Here is a 15,126-nt window from a genome sequence, read left to right as displayed (position 1 = left end):
TCATGTAATGTAGAGCTTTTGTGCATAGTATAAACAGCCAATATGAGCTATTGTTCAGATAGGGAGCTACTTCACACATCCCACTAAATAACTCCATGGTGAACTCTGGCATGTCGCACTCAAACCGCGCAGGAAAAGACCGTTTTCGAACAAAGCACCCGGCGCTGGCTATTGTTGCAGCTCTTGCCCTGACTCCGATTCTGGCAAACCTGCCCCCGGTTCTGGCGGATGAAGGCGGGTACAGTGGCAAGCAGCTGTGGGCCAGTGAAATGCGCGACTACGCCGCCAATTCCCTGAAGAGTGACGAAGCTCTGAGCATGGTAGCGGTACCGCTGAACGGTCCGGGGCTTGAGCAAAGCATTAATCCGGATACGCCCATGAGCCCGGCCTCCATCATGAAGGTGATCACTACCTACGCCGCCCTGGAAATTCTTGGCCCCTCCCACCACTGGGAGACAAAGTTTCGGACTGATGGGAAAATGGTCGGCGATACGCTCAAAGGCAACCTTTACGTTCAGTTTGGCGGCGATCCGAAGCTCACCCTGGAACGACTCTGGACAACACTGCGCGAACTACGCGATATGGGGATTACCCGTATCGATGGCGACCTGATACTTGATGGCAGCTATTTTGAAGTTGACGGAGGATTCCCCGAATTTAATGATAACGGTGATAACCCCTATGCGCCGTTTCTGGTTGAACCCTCTGCTTATCTGACCAACCTGAACCTGGTGCACTTTCAGGTGCGTGCCGATGAACGTGGCACCCAGGCCTGGAGTACTCCGGACCTCAGCGAAATCAGTATCGATAACCGGGTCACAGCCGTAGCGGAAGGCGCCTGCCCTTCACGCCGCAATTTTGACTGGACGCCGGTATTTCAGGATGGAAAAAAAATTACAGTACGGGTAACCGGCGAACTCCCCCAGGGGTGTCGCACAAAAACTTACCTGTCTCTGCTGTCACAGGAGCAATACAGTGCGTCACTGATTCGCTCGCTGCTTGGAGAAATGGGAGTGATTGTGTCCGGGGGCAATCAGACTGGTACAACTCCAAAAGATGCAAGACTGGTTATGAAAACCACATCGCCAGATCTGGTTACCATGGTCCGGGACATTAACAAGTGGAGCAGTAACGTTATGGCCCGGCAATTGCTGCTGACCATAGGCGCGCAAAACCGGCAGAAGAGTGAGAGCGACGACCGGGTTGCAGGCATACGCGCTATTTATGACTGGCTGGAAGATAAGGGCATCAATACTGCGGGGATGGTTATAGACAATGGCGCTGGCCTGACCCGCCACGGTCGGATTACCGCCCGACAGGGCACCAAAATCCTGCAGCATGCCTGGAACAGCCCATATTCGTCAGACCTGATGGCCTCCATGCCTATTATAGCCATGGACGGGACCATGGCCCGGCGCCTCAGAAATACAGGAATGGACGGTGAGGGGCGCATAAAGACCGGCTCTCTGGCCAACGTTCGTTCAATTGCCGGCTTTACGCGGGATGAAAACAACACAACCTGGGCTGTGGTCGGAATGGTCAATCACAACCCGGCCTGGAATGGCCAGGCTGTTCTGGATCGGCTGCTGTACTCACTGCATTTCCGACCACCAACCGGAACAACGCTGACCCAGGCCGGTTCAGGTAACTCAAAAACCGCTATTCAGTAATCAGACGGTCAGGTAGCCGCCATCAACGTTAATGCAGGCGCCAGTGGTGTAGCTGGAGGCACCTGACGCCAGGTACAGTACCGTGCCGGCCATTTCATCAGGGTCGGCAATGCGCTTAACAGGAATGTGTGCCATCGCCTGTTTTTTGATCGCCTCGTTGGTCGTCAGGGCGCTGGCAAATTTTGTATCGGTCAACCCTGGTAACAACGCGTTCACACGCACATTCTGTTGTCCCAGCTCCGTGGCAAAGGACTTGGTCATGGAAATAACCGCCGCTTTGGTGATCGAGTAGATTCCCTGATAGTGACCGGGGTTAACACCATTAATTGATGCCACATTAATAATAGAACCACCCCCGTGTTTCTTCATAAGCTGCGCGCCCCGGGCACACATGAAGAAATAACCGCGAATGTTCACATCAACTGTTTTCTGGAAAGCGCCCAGGTCTGTATCTTCAACCGGCCCAAAATACGGGTTGGCAGCCGCGTTATTCACCAGAATATCCAGCTTTCCGTGTGCTTTTTCGATGTGAGCCCAGATCGCATCAATCTGGTCCATCTCGCCAATATGGCAGGCATAAGCCTCAGCGCTGCCACCCGCATCGCGAATGCTGCTGGCCACAGCCTCACAGCCATCTATCTTGCGGCTGGTTACGATCACGTGGGCACCGTAATCTGCCAGGGTACGGGCAACACTCTCACCGATACCACGGCTGGCACCGGTAATCAGTGCTGTTTTTCCAGTCAGATCAAACAGGTCTTTTTTGCTCATTTCTACACCTCAGTTTTATTATCGAAACGTTACCAGAGCGGGGTCTTCCGCTTCCAGATGGCTGTAGTTATTAAATACAGACAGGCTGCGACGACCAGCGGAATAAAGAACCCGGGTAACGCTGGTGTTTGCTATTACCTCGTTCAGGCCTAACGTCCGCTCGTCGTTAATCCCCAGAAGGTACTGACACACCACCGCAATGGGACCGCCGGACGTCGACACCAGCACATCGCCACCGTCTGCATACTCAATCATTTCCTCAAATGCTGTGAGCACCCGGGTTTGAAAGTCACGCCAGGTTTCGCTGTATTCCGTATCGTAGTCCCCGGAGGCCCAGCGACGGACGGCTTTAACAAACGCCTGCTGGAAAGCGGCGGCCGGCTTAGGAAATGCTGCCAGGTCTCTTGCCATAACCTCCCGGTCACTCCACTCCGGCCGATAACGGCTGACAACAGAAACATGATCGAATTCATTGAATCCCGGAGCCACTTGCATATCCGGAAGTTGCGAGCCAAAGCCGGCTGCAATGGCCTCAACCGTCTCCCGGTGACGCTGCAAGTCACCACCAAAAATGGCCGCCGGCTCATCCTTATCCGCCATCCAGCGGCCCAGAACCCTGCCCTGCTCCCAGCCTCTTGGAGATAGCTGATCGTAGTTCTCTTTGCCAAAGCTGGCCTGGCCATGGCGCACAAGATACACCTTAGCCATTACAGGGAGCTCTCCGAAATCAGTCTTTGACACCGCTTTTCAAGATAATTGGCTGCATGACCAAACATCGCAAACCGCTTGTCACTGGTCTGACCGTGATAAAAACGGTAGTAGATCTGCTGAATAATAACCGCCAGCCTGAACAGCCCGTAGATCTCATAGAAATCAAAGTTATCCGCCCGGAAACCTGATTTTTCCATGTAATAATCCACCACTTCTTTGCGAGTAAGCATGCCAGGGCGATGAGTGGGCTGCCGGCGCAACATCTGGAACGGGCCTTCATCATCGGCTTCAACCCAGTAGGCAAGCGTGTTGCCCAGATCCATAAGGGGGTCACCAATGGTTGCCATTTCCCAATCCAGCACCCCGATCACCTCAAAGGGGTTGTCCGGATTCAGCACAACGTTGTCGAAACGAAAATCGTTATGAATCACAACCTGGGCAATATCAGCAGGCATTTTCTCATTCAGCCATGCTATAACCGCCTCGAAATCACCGACGTCGTCGGTACGAGCCTTGCGGAAGCGGTCACTCCAGCCACCAATCTGGCGCTGGACATACCCTTCACCTTTGCCCAGGGTATCAAGCCCTGCCGCCCTGGCATCCACGCGGTGCAGGTCCACCAGCTTGTCGATCACGTTCAGGCACAGCTTACGTGTATCCGCTTCACTCAGCTCCAGATCTTCAGGGAAGTCCTGGCGCAGGATGATGCCCTTCATTCGTTCCATTACATAAAAATCACACCCAAGCACGTCATGATCATCACAAGTGGCGATAATATGGGGCACGTAAGGGTATACAGGCTTGAGCGCCTGCATCACCTTCGCTTCTCGAAGCATGTCGTGGGCCGACTTTGCAATTTTACCGAACGGTGGGCGACGCAGAACAAACGAGCGGTCGCCATAGTCCACCTGATAGGTCAGGTTGGAAGCACCCCCGGGGTACTGGCGAATCGCCGGCTCACCGGCCAGTCCCGGAATGGCACTCTTCATAAACCGATCGACCGCTGCAAGGTCCAGTTCCTCACCTTCGCGGATCGCTTCGGCCTGATCAATCTGACTCATTTATGGCTCTCCTTTTACTTTCAGGATCTGGCGGAAGCCGATAGCTTCTTGCCACTCATCTTTTTCATCCAGCGCTTGCTTTCCTCGTACATCAGCTTGTCGAATGCCCAGGGCGCATAGCGTTTCAATACCCACAGGCGCCGCTCTTTTACATGGGGCAATACCCAAAAATCCCTGTTTTTCACGGAGCGTGCGATATCTTCTGCGATATGATCCGCCGATATGGTTGAGCGCTTCATCAGCTTGTTTACATTTTGCTGAATGCCCGGAAGGTCTGAGCGCATACTGCTGGTCAGGTTGGTCTGGAAAAAGGCCGGGCACACGCAGCTGACATGGATGCCATCACCCCGCAACTCTTGCCGCAAGGTCTCTGACAAGGCGATAACACCCGCCTTGGAGACATTATAGCTATCCATCAATGGCGCCAGCATCAGGCCAGCCATGGAAGCAATGTTCACAAATGCACCTGAACCCTGCTTCTTGAATTGGGGTGTAAACGCCTTGCAACCCCGGACAACACCCAGAATGTTGATGTCAATAATCCATTCCCAATCAGCCATGGTCGTGTCTTCAATGGAGCCTGCTGAAGCCACACCGGCGTTGTTTACCACAACATCCACGCCACCCCACTTTTCGGTGAGATCCGCACAGATATGCTCCAGGTCCGTCAGCCGCCGGACATCACACTCAACAAAGTACCCCTCGCCCCCGGCCTGGTTGATTTCCTGTTCAACACCAACACCCTGTTCGGGGTTTATATCCCCGATGCAGACCCTGGCGCCATTTCTGGCATAACAAAGTGCAATGGCCCGGCCAAGGCCGCTGGCGCCGCCTGTTACAAATACTCTTTGTGTCATGTGATTGTCCGTTGTTTGTTATTAATAATCCGAAGCCGACTCGCTCAGTATGATGGAGCCGGCGGAAAGGTGTTGCTGAAACTGTGCGGAGCCATAGATGGCGGAGCCCAAGCGTCACATGGATGTGCCGCAAGGAGCGTGTTTCAGCAACACCTTCAGTTTTTATACTTGCGTAACTCAAGACGTGCAACCGTTCCCCGATGCACCTCATCCGGGCCATCGGCCAAACGCAGCACACGTGCATAGGCAAACAGCTGGGTCAGCGGGAAGTCGTCATCGCTCACACCGGCACCACCGTGAATCTGGATCGCCTGATCTACTATGGTTTGAAGCATATTAGGAATCAATGCTTTGATCATGGCAACTTCCTGAATTGCACCCGCAATGCCTTTGGTATCCAGGGCCCAGGCACACTTCAGTGTCAGCAGACGCGCCTGCTCAATGGACATGCGGGCATTGGCAATAATATCCGGATTGCCACCCAGCTTGGCCAGCGGGCGCCCGAACGCCTCACGACTCATCGCCCGCCTGACCAGAAGCTCAAGCGTCCGCTCAGCGGCTCCGATTGCCCGCATACAGTGGTGTACGCGGCCCGGCCCCAAACGCCCCTGAGCTATCTCGAAACCACGCCCCGGGCCGGCTATAAAGGCGCTTTTGGGCAGGCGTACGTTATCGAACAGTACCTGGCCATGGCCATGGGGTTCATCATACTCTCCAAATACGGGAACCATACGCTCAATCTTAACCCCGGGTGTATCGAGCGGGACCAGAACCATGGAATGGCGGCGATGCTTGTGGGCGTCCGGGTCGGACAATCCCATGAAAATAGCAACCTTGCAGTCAGGATGACCAATGCCGGTGCTCCACCATTTTCGGCCATTCAGCACTACTTCATCACCTTCAACGATTGCAGTCGCTTCCATGGTTGTTGCATCCGATGATGCAACTGCCGGCTCGGTCATGCAGAACGCGGAGCGAATTTCACCACTGAGCAGACGTGGCAACCACTTGGCTTTCTGCTCTTCCGAGCCATAATGAATAAGCACTTCCATGTTACCGGTATCCGGCGCATTACAGTTAAAGATCTCCGGTGCGATAAAGCTACGCCCTGTTTCTTCGGCAATCAGCGCATAATCGGAGTTAAGCAGGCCACAACCATACTTTTCGTCCGGGAAGAACATGTTCCAGAGTCCCTGGGCTTTGGCTTTCTCCTTTAATTCCCTGATCACGGGTAAAACGACCCAGCGGTTTTCAAGGGAAGCCAGTTCTTCGTGGTACTGAGCCTCAACCGGAAAAATTTCTTCCGCCATAAATGCTTTTACTCGGCTGAGATAATCCTGGCCTTTTTCGGAGATATTAAAATCCATTGCAAAACCCTCGCATAATCTGGATGGCAAAACCGGTGCGGTGCTCGCAAGCACGTCAGAAACAGTCTACGGTTACACCAACTATTACGCGACTGAATTATTCTTATCGTTTACTATTAGAGATACTGATCCACAACGAGCATACTGACTATGAGCGGGACACGCCTGGACCTCAACCTTCTTCACGTTTTTGACACAATATACCGCGAAGGTAGCCTGACTCGTGCGGCAAAAGCTCTGCACCTGACCCAGCCCGCGGTCAGCCACTCTCTGTCGCGCCTTCGGGAGCACTTTGATGACCCGTTGTTTATCCGTCGGGGCAACGAAATGGTTCCGACCCCTCTGGCCCGCCGTTTCCTTGAATCCATGAAACCGGGACTTAATCAGATCCAGGGAGCGGTTAATCAGTTTCACGCATTTGATCCGGCCAGCCAGCGCAAAACCTATTCACTGGGGTTGCGGGATGTTCTGGAGTCAACATTTTTACCGCAACTGATGCAACGGCTCGCGCCTTATCCGGAGCTGGAGATTGTAAGCCGGCGCACACCCCGGAGAGACATGGAGACTCAGCTCGCGGCCGGCAAACTGGACTTTGCTGTTGATGTTCTGCTGCCGGTCAGCAGCCAGACATCCCATGAACTGTTAAGGCAGGACAGGCTTGTGGTTCTGGCCCGCAGCAGCCATACGCTGGCTGCCCGGGCACTGACAATGGAAGGGTATCTTTCGGCACAGCATGTGCTGGTTTCCTCGCGTACTGAGGGGCCTGGACTTGAGGATTTTGAATTATCACGCCTGGGAGTTCAGCGCGACATCCGCCTGCGGTGTCAGCATTACTACGCCGCCTGCAGAGTTGTGGAAGCGACGGATCTTTTGCTCACTATGCCGGAAACCTATGCCAGAATAATCTCGGAGCGGGCAGATATTACCATCATGGACCCTCCGGCTGACCTGCCCTCACTGGATGTGCACCTGTACTGGCACAAGGCTTATGACCAGGAGCCGGCGTTGACATGGTTTCGGCAACAGCTCAGAAAGATTCAGTAAGCCCCCACCGCAACCAGGAAACCGAAGAAACCCAATGCAGTGAGCCCCAGTGAGGCGACAACAATAGCAAAGCCCCACCAGACAGCAGCACCATCTGACACAGGTACTCCATGGCCACGAAGCGTACGGTAAAATGCCCATGGGCCCAGAACAAAGGCCCCTGCTACTGCAAACACCAGCCCTACACTGATGCCGGCAAATGTCCAGGTGGCCAGCACCATGGTGCGATCACTCAGATTCTGCTGAACCCCATGATGTTCCAGAAATTTCCGGCAAAAGAACCACACCAGAGCGAACAGGACTGCAACAAAGATCAGACCACCAATAATACTTATAAGTCGATAAAACAAAAGCACCGTCCATTCAGTGGGTAAATTCAACAGCTACCGCGAAGCACCGATTACAATCAACACTATAGCGCCAGCGCCCAGACGGGTAAAACGACTTTATGAGCTCATCGGTGGCGTACTATGCTCCTGTGACTAAACTGGATGGGTGATATCCTCGAGTCCATTTGCAAAGGAGTCTCTCTGATGGCCGAAACAACCCGTATTGCAGTAACCCCGGGCGACGGCGTTGGCCCGGAAGTCGTAGAGGAGGCATTACGCTGCCTGGAGGTTCTTCGCACAAAGCACAACCTGGCGCTGGAATGGACCCGCTTTCCCTGGCCTTCACACACATGGCACCAGAAGCATGGCGAATCCATGCCCGATGATGCCCTTGACCAGCTCCGTCACTATGATGCCATCCTTCTGGGTGCGCTGGGTGATCCGGGCCCTCTTGATGACCCGGACCGGTATCTGTTGTCAGACAGCGTATCCCTGGCGCCTTTACTGGAAATGCGTAAAGGCTTCGACCAATGGGTCTGCGAACGTCCGGCTCGCCTGTTACCCGGAGCGCGGCAATACCTCGCCGATGAGCGCGCAAAAGACATAGACATGCTGGTGATCCGGGAAAATTCGGAAGGTGAGTACGTAAGCCAGGGCGGCCGGTTGCGCAAAGGTACGGAGGACGAGGTGGCAACCCAGATGGAGGTGTTCACGCGCAGGGCCACCGACAGGATCATTCGTTACGGGTTTGAGCAGGCACGCGCCCGGGCAGCAGAGCGGGTAAAAGAAGGACGGACCCGAAGCTTCCGCTCACTTGATGGCAACCGGGACACACAGGCTTTTGAGAGCCAGGTATGCCTGGTCACCAAGCGTAACGCCCTGCGTTACTGGGGCGATATGTACACAGAAGCCTTTGAGGAAATCAGGAAAGAGTACGCAGATGTTGCCATCCATCATGAACTGGTCGATGCTGCCTGCATGAAATTTGTACAAAACCCGTGGGCATTTGATGTCGTGGTCGCCAGCAACCTGCAGGGTGACATTCTTACGGACCTGGCGGCCGTGTTATCCGGAGGCATGGGCGTTGCGCCTTCCTGCAACCTGAACCCCAGTGACACGGGAATGCCTTCCATGTTTGAGCCGACTCACGGAAGTGCGCCGGACATCGCAGGTCAAGGCCTGGCAGACCCGACCGCCATGCTGTTTACCACGGCTCGTATGCTGCAATGGCTGGGACGCAAAGACCCGGTTATGGCTGCGGCCGGGAAAGAGCTGTACAGCACGGTTGCCGCAGACCTGAAAGAGAACGCCGGAAAACAACGCAGAACCCGGGAAATCGGCGAAGCCATCTGCCAACAGATAGCCGGCTAAACGGGACAGGAAAAGCAGAGCCGGCACACGGTTCCCGGCCCTGCTTTAACCGTAGCTGCTTAGTCGTCGGCCATTACAAATTCAAGACGCCCGGGCGCTACACGAATATCCATGGGTACCATGCCGAACATGCGCTGAGCGGTACTGGTTTCATCCAGACGGTAAACCGGCATGGTTTCAAGCATCTGTGCGAGAACCCGCATGACATTCTCGCTGACCGGCGCGAGGTCGCCTTTAAAGAAACCTGCATCCACGCTGCTTTCAAGCAGCTTTAGCCTGCGGATATAGACCGCCTTTTCTTTACTGTCATAAACCGGGGCCCCCTCAACCTTCATGGCTATATCAACAGGGAGCTTTGACATCAGCGCATTCAGCGCAACCTGGCCTTTCACATCAATAACGGCAACATCACGGCCGTCCGGCCCCAGAGTAACGTTGGCATCATCCAGGCTAAGGCTGAGCGGCGAGCCGTTTTTCAGCTGAGTGCGGTCATAGTCACTGACCAGGTCCTGCAGGTGGCGTTCCAGCTCACCTTCCGAGATTGCGTACGGGGACAGGCTCGCACAGCCACTGGCCAAAACAGTAGCCAGTAAGACCAGGCACCACAAGCCATTGAAATATCGCTTTTGCATCAAAACTTTCTCCATTCATCAGGCGCCTGGCCAATTACTCATTTTCAGCCCGGGCTTCTACATACGGGGTTAGATTATCGTCGAAAATGACCCGCAATAGAATGGGCTGGCAGCATACCTGGCAATCTTCTACATATTCCTGCTCCGATACCGACGGGTCGACGCTGATATCCAGTGTCTCCCAGCAGTAAGGGCACTGGATAAGTACTGAATCCAGAGCTGCCATAAGCACTCCTCAGAACTGTTGTTTGGCCATCCACGGGATGATGCGGTCGAACGCGGCCTCCAGTTTCTCACACGTTGTTGAAAAACTGATACGAATAGCGTTAGTGCAGTTGTCACCAAACGCATCTCCGGGCACAACACACACACCCGTCTCCTTCAGCATTCGCAGAGCCAGATCCGAGCCATCCACATGAGGCGGCAGATCCGGAAAGGCAAAAAAGGCGCCTCCGGGCTTGTATCCGGTCATATAAGGCGTCTGATCAATCAGCTCTACAACCTTGTCCCGACGTTCCCGATAGATATTCACCATGTCCTGGACACACTCCTGGTTCCAGGTCAGTGCTGCCACCCCGGCAAACTGGGACGGCGTATTGGCAACCGACGTCGTAAACATATGGTAGCGCCGCAGGGATTTAATGGCTGCCTGGCTGGAAATCACCCAGCCAATACGCAGCCCGGCCATACTGTAGGTCTTGGAAAAACTACTGATACACATGATGTTATCCAGGTCCATCGAGCAGTTCAGCACACTGGCAAAATCATCGTCGTCAAAAATAAGGTGGTCGTAGACTTCATCGGCGTATACCTGAATACCCCGATATGCACACTCTTCCAGAATGGTTTCCACTGTGCTGCGAGGGTAAACCGCGCCCGTCGGGTTGTTCGGGTTGTTGAGGATCAGGGCAAATGTGCGTGACCCCATAGCACGGATGACTTCATCAGGATCAAGCTGATGGTCATTTTCGGCTCTGGTGGGCACGTATTTGACTTCTCCGCCATTCATCCGGATCAGCGGTGCATACAGCAGAAAGGAAGGGTCAGTCACGATGAACTGCCGCCCGGGTGCCGCCGTTGCTGAAATGGCGAGGTACATGGCCTCAGTCGCTCCGCTGGTCACCAGAATATTATCCCGGGTGAGTTTGCGGTTATAGCGCTTGCTGTAATAGTCCCTCAGTGCCACCAGCAGTTCGGGCAGCCCCGCATCCATTGTATAGCCCGTCTGGCCTGCGTTCAGAGCATCAATGTACGCATCAATGATGTGCTTGGGGGTTGGCAGGTCAGGCTGCCCGATAGAAAGATGGATAACATCTTTCATGGTGGCGGCCATATTAACCATACGACGAATTCCCGGAACCGGAATCGCCTGCATGGCCGGGTTCCAACTAGCCTTGGCTTTACGATACTTCACTTTGCGTGATTTATCCGGGCCGGCATTATTGTTGGTAATGTTTGCCATAACAACCTCCTGCAAAGGGAATCGGGGACGACAATCACCTACTCATGCAGACTAGACAGAATAACCGGGGCGTACAAGTGGCCCCGGACGCATACCTCAAGCCGACCAGGTTTAAGTTGACCTGCCGGCGCCTGCGAACCAGACTAGGGGTATCTTTTTACCCACCCAGGCGGAGGTTCAATGTCTCAGTTCAACAACCCTGTGATAACCGTTCTTACCGCACCCGATGAACAGGCACCACCAGGAACAGACGCTCTCAAATCCCGCGCTGAAGTGCGTTTTGCCAGCGATGAAGCTACCCTGCGCAGCACCCTGCCTGGTACTGACATTATGATGGTAACCGACTTTCGCACCGAAGCCCTTGAATCTGCCTGGGGCTGCGCGGACAGGCTTAAGTGGATACATGCGACCAGCGCCGGTGTAGACGCCCTGATGTTCCCCGCCCTGACTGAAAGTGACGTTTTAGTGACCAACGCCAGAGGTATTTTCGACCGGGCAATTGCCGAATATGTCCTGTGCTCTATCCTGATGTTTGCCAAGGACTTCCCCAATTCAGTCCGCCTGCAGACACAACACAAGTGGAAACACAGAGATACAGAGCGGGTTGAGGGCAAGCAGGTTCTGGTGGTCGGTGCCGGCTCTATAGGCCGCCAGATTGCCCGTCTTGTGGCTGCTGCGGGCATGGAACCCCATGGTATCGCCAGAACCGCCCGTGAAGACGACCCCGACTTTGTTGCCGTTCATGGCAACGATGAGTTGTATGACCAGCTCGGGCACGCAGATTACGTGGTTATTGCCGCGCCACTGACAGCGCAGACAGAAGGACTGTTTGACGCAAAGGCTTACAAAGCCATGAAGAAAAAGGCCCGCCTGATCAATATTGGCCGCGGCCCGATTGTTAATACAGAAGATCTTATTGCTGCGCTGGAGAACAAAGAAATCGCAGGCGCCGGCCTGGATGTGTTTGAGGAAGAACCGCTACCCGAAAGTCACCCTCTGTGGGACATGGAGAATGTCATCATGACTGCGCACATGGCCGGCGATTTTATCGGCTGGAAGCGCGCACTGACAGACCAGTTCCTTGAAAACCTGGACCACTGGCGCAATGGCGACGAGCTATTTAACCAGGTTGACAAAAAACTGGGGTATGCCGGGCGCAAATGATATCCGGAAGCTGATCTGTTGTCAGTTTCCGGACAAAGACTGATCAGACGGATCGATTTCCATCTGCTGTATTGCGATGACCGCCTGGGTCCGGTTGCGCACACCAAGTTTACGGAATACGGCCGTAATGTGAGCTTTGATGGTTGCCTCTGAAACATCCAGATCGTAGGCAATCTGTTTGTTCAGAAGCCCTTCCGCCAGCATTCCAAGCACGCGGAACTGCTGAGGGGTCAGAGAGGCCAGCTTCTCGGAAAAATCGGTGCTATCCGCCTGCATTTGTTCCAGCTTGTCTGCCACACCTTCAGGCAGCCAGACATCGCCCTCAAGAACGGCGCGTATTGCATCGGTAATGGCAGGCAGAGGCGCCGACTTTGGAATAAAGCCAGACGCCCCGTAGTCGATTGAGCGCCGCATCACCTGTAACTCTTCCGAGCCAGACACAACCACTACCGGCAGTCCCGGGTACTGTCCACGCATGAACACCAGCCCGGAAAAGCCGTGGGCACCCGGCATGTTGAGATCCAGAAGAACCAGATCTGCATCCGGGTGCGAATCTACCGACGCCTGGAGTGCCTTGATGCTGTCGACCTCGACGGTCTCGGCATCAGGCACCGCCTGACTGACCGCCTGTTTCAGGGCAGCCCGAAAGAGCGGGTGATCATCAGCGACGATAATTGTTTGTGTCATTAATCGGTTTCCTCACAGGTTTTCGGCCTGTTGTCAGGCCTTATTTGAACTCACGACTACTGATGAGCTCATCCACCACACCCGGGTCTGCAAGCGTAGAGGTATCCCCCAACTGGTCGTACTCGTTAGCGGCAATCTTACGCAGAATCCGGCGCATAATCTTGCCTGATCGTGTCTTGGGCATGCCCGGGGTCCACTGAATGACATCCGGAGAGGCTATCGGGCCAATTTCTTTACGAACCCATTGTATCAGCTCTTTTTTGAGCTCATCAGAGGGTTCTTCACCCTGCATCAGAGTCACGTAGACATACAAGCCCTGCCCCTTGATTTCATGGGGGAAGCCAACAACAGCGGCTTCGGCTACCTTGTCGTGAGCCACCAGAGCGCTTTCAACCTCTGCGGTACCCAGACGATGACCGGATATATTGAGCACATCATCGACGCGGCCGGTAATCCAGTAATCACCGTCTTCATCCCGGCGCACACCGTCTTCGGTAAAGTACATGCCCGGGTAAGCACTGAAATAGGTTCGGATAAAGCGGTCATGGTCACCATAGATCGTACGCATCTGACCTGGCCAGCTATCCAGAATCACAAGGTTGCCATCTGCCTTACCTTCGAGCAGGTTACCTTCATTATCTACCACCCCTGGCTTTACGCCGAAAAATGGCACTGTGGCAGAACCTGGCTTCAGGTCAACCGCACCCGGCAGGGGTGAGATCAGAATGCCGCCAGTTTCAGTTTGCCACCAGGTATCCACAATCGGGCACCTGCTGTTACCAACAACCCGGTGGTACCACTCCCATGCTTCCGGGTTAATGGGCTCACCCACAGAGCCCAGAAGCTTCAGGCTGCTACGGGTGGTTCCACTCATACAGGCTTCGCCTTCAGCCATAAGTGCCCGGATAGCCGTCGGTGCCGTATACAAAGTATTTACCTGATGCTTATCAACAATCTGGCCCATACGGGAGCTGTCCGGATAACTGGGAACCCCCTCAAACAAGAGTGTTGTTGCACCGTTACAGAGCGGGCCATAAAGAATGTAGCTGTGGCCGGTTACCCAGCCAAAATCCGCCGTACACCAGTAAACATCACCCTCATGGTAATCAAATACATATTCGTGGGTCATGGATACATACACCATGTAGCCACCTGTGGTGTGCAGCACACCTTTCGGGGCGCCGGTCGAGCCGGAAGTATACAGCATGAACAGTGGGTCTTCCGCATTCATGGGCTCCGGCGGACAGTCGGCGGACGCCGACTTCATCAGCTCTTCGTAACGCTCATCCCGGCCTTCATTCCAGGGCACACTCTCATTACCTGTGCGGGTGACAACCACAACTTTTTCAACGTCTGCGCCTTCCCTGTCTTTCAGGGCCGCGTCCACGTTCTTTTTCAGGGGAATGGCACGCCCCCCGCGGAGGCCCTCATCAGCAGTAACAACAAACCGTGATTTGCCGTTAACCACCCGCGCACCCAGGGCTTCCGGTGAAAAACCGCCAAAGACAACAGAGTGAATTGCACCGATACGCGCACAGGCCAGCATAGCGACGGCTGTTTCAACAATCATGGGCATGTAGATGGTTACCACATCGCCTTTCTTCACACCCAGACTTTTCAGAACGTTGGCAAACTTGCTGGTCTCTTCATGCAATTCGCGATACGTAACGTGACGGGATTCAGAAGGGTCATCACCTTCAAAGATAATAGCGGTCTGATCCCCCCGTGATTCAAGGTGACGGTCAAGACAGTTAGCGGATGCGTTCAGCTCACCGTCCTCAAACCATTTAATAGAGACATCGCTGGGATCGAAACTGGTGTTTTTGACCTTCGAATAGGGCTTGATCCAGTCAATACGCTTTCCATGCTCGCCCCAGAAAGCATCCGGATCCTCGATGGACTGACGGTACATGGCATCGTACTGTTCGCGATTCAGTAAGGCCCTCCGGGCTACTTCCTGACTTACGGGATATAGATTTTTATGAGTCATTGAATTCCCC

Annotated in this window: 15 protein-coding genes; 4 read left to right on the top strand and 11 right to left on the bottom strand. The window is 54.2% G+C overall.

The genetic code is table 11. The annotated features are described in order from the left end of the window. The first annotated feature begins 110 nt into the window (after nucleotides 1–110). Entirely contained in the window at nucleotides 111–1,670 is a 1,560-nt protein-coding gene (dacB, locus tag FFI95_RS11970) for a D-alanyl-D-alanine carboxypeptidase/D-alanyl-D-alanine endopeptidase (protein WP_144822855.1), read from the top strand. On the opposite strand, the gene FFI95_RS11965 is transcribed toward dacB, so the two are convergent. From FFI95_RS11965 to FFI95_RS11945, 5 genes are all read right to left on the bottom strand, one after another. Then, nucleotides 1,671–2,441, bottom strand: coding sequence for an SDR family oxidoreductase (locus FFI95_RS11965; protein ID WP_144822853.1), 771 nt, complete (start codon nucleotides 2,439–2,441; stop codon nucleotides 1,671–1,673). Nucleotides 2,442–2,459: 18 nt separating this feature from the next. Next, nucleotides 2,460–3,149 carry a histidine phosphatase family protein gene (locus FFI95_RS11960; protein WP_144822851.1) on the bottom strand — a complete coding sequence of 230 codons (690 nt, stop codon included), beginning with the start codon at nucleotides 3,147–3,149 and terminating at the stop codon, nucleotides 2,460–2,462. After that, nucleotides 3,149–4,213, bottom strand: coding sequence for a phosphotransferase family protein (locus tag FFI95_RS11955; RefSeq protein ID WP_144822849.1), 1,065 nt, complete (start codon nucleotides 4,211–4,213; stop codon nucleotides 3,149–3,151). Before FFI95_RS11955 ends, FFI95_RS11960 begins: the two co-directional genes overlap by 1 nt. Before the next feature lie 20 nt (nucleotides 4,214–4,233). Beyond that, nucleotides 4,234–5,070, bottom strand: coding sequence for an SDR family oxidoreductase (locus FFI95_RS11950; protein ID WP_144822847.1), 837 nt, complete (start codon nucleotides 5,068–5,070; stop codon nucleotides 4,234–4,236). Nucleotides 5,071–5,225: 155 nt separating this feature from the next. Next, complete coding sequence (locus FFI95_RS11945) at nucleotides 5,226–6,437, bottom strand: acyl-CoA dehydrogenase family protein (RefSeq protein WP_144822845.1); 1,212 nt, start codon at nucleotides 6,435–6,437, stop codon at nucleotides 5,226–5,228. Nucleotides 6,438–6,587: 150 nt separating this feature from the next. On the opposite strand from FFI95_RS11945, the gene FFI95_RS11940 reads away from it, so the two are divergent. Next, nucleotides 6,588–7,481 (top strand): LysR family transcriptional regulator, encoded by an 894-nt coding sequence (locus FFI95_RS11940; RefSeq protein WP_144822843.1) that lies wholly within the window; start codon nucleotides 6,588–6,590, stop codon nucleotides 7,479–7,481. Here the strand turns inward: FFI95_RS11940 and FFI95_RS11935 are convergent. After that, on the bottom strand, nucleotides 7,475–7,831 hold the full coding sequence (locus FFI95_RS11935) for a hypothetical protein (protein ID WP_144822841.1): 357 nt from the start codon (nucleotides 7,829–7,831) through the stop codon (nucleotides 7,475–7,477). The genes FFI95_RS11940 and FFI95_RS11935 overlap by 7 nt on opposite strands. A gap of 183 nt (nucleotides 7,832–8,014) precedes the next feature. Here FFI95_RS11935 and FFI95_RS11930 point away from each other — a divergent pair, with 183 nt between their 5' ends. Continuing rightward, on the top strand, nucleotides 8,015–9,181 hold the full coding sequence (locus tag FFI95_RS11930) for an isocitrate/isopropylmalate dehydrogenase family protein (RefSeq protein ID WP_144822839.1): 1,167 nt from the start codon (nucleotides 8,015–8,017) through the stop codon (nucleotides 9,179–9,181). Between the two features lie 59 nt (nucleotides 9,182–9,240). On the opposite strand, the gene FFI95_RS11925 is transcribed toward FFI95_RS11930, so the two are convergent. The 3 genes from FFI95_RS11925 to FFI95_RS11915 are packed head-to-tail and all read right to left on the bottom strand — an operon-like array spanning nucleotide 9,241 to nucleotide 11,275. Next, the gene (locus FFI95_RS11925) at nucleotides 9,241–9,813 is read right to left on the bottom strand and encodes a YceB family lipoprotein (RefSeq protein ID WP_144822837.1); all 573 of its coding nucleotides are present in this window, start codon (nucleotides 9,811–9,813) and stop codon (nucleotides 9,241–9,243) included. 34 nt (nucleotides 9,814–9,847) lie between these two features. Next, nucleotides 9,848–10,039, bottom strand: a complete 192-nt coding sequence (locus FFI95_RS11920; RefSeq protein ID WP_144822835.1) for a CPXCG motif-containing cysteine-rich protein — start codon at nucleotides 10,037–10,039, stop codon at nucleotides 9,848–9,850. A 9-nt stretch (nucleotides 10,040–10,048) separates the two neighbouring features. Then, nucleotides 10,049–11,275 (bottom strand): pyridoxal phosphate-dependent aminotransferase, encoded by a 1,227-nt coding sequence (locus FFI95_RS11915; protein ID WP_144822833.1) that lies wholly within the window; start codon nucleotides 11,273–11,275, stop codon nucleotides 10,049–10,051. Between the two features lie 180 nt (nucleotides 11,276–11,455). Here FFI95_RS11915 and FFI95_RS11910 point away from each other — a divergent pair, with 180 nt between their 5' ends. Beyond that, the gene (locus FFI95_RS11910) at nucleotides 11,456–12,439 is read left to right on the top strand and encodes a D-2-hydroxyacid dehydrogenase (RefSeq protein WP_144822831.1); all 984 of its coding nucleotides are present in this window, start codon (nucleotides 11,456–11,458) and stop codon (nucleotides 12,437–12,439) included. 21 nt (nucleotides 12,440–12,460) lie between these two features. On the opposite strand, the gene FFI95_RS11905 is transcribed toward FFI95_RS11910, so the two are convergent. Beyond that, nucleotides 12,461–13,126 (bottom strand): response regulator transcription factor, encoded by a 666-nt coding sequence (locus tag FFI95_RS11905; protein ID WP_144822829.1) that lies wholly within the window; start codon nucleotides 13,124–13,126, stop codon nucleotides 12,461–12,463. A gap of 40 nt (nucleotides 13,127–13,166) precedes the next feature. Further along, nucleotides 13,167–15,116, bottom strand: a complete 1,950-nt coding sequence (acs, locus tag FFI95_RS11900) for an acetate--CoA ligase (protein WP_144822827.1) — start codon at nucleotides 15,114–15,116, stop codon at nucleotides 13,167–13,169. Nucleotides 15,117–15,126: the final 10 nt, after the last annotated feature.

Origin of the sequence: Marinobacter piscis (assembly GCF_007671655.1) — a bacterium.
Lineage (GTDB): Bacteria > Pseudomonadota > Gammaproteobacteria > Pseudomonadales > Oleiphilaceae > Marinobacter > Marinobacter piscensis.
The sequence above is the reverse complement of the archived record's forward strand: the minus strand, read 5'-3'. Positions and strand labels throughout refer to the sequence as shown.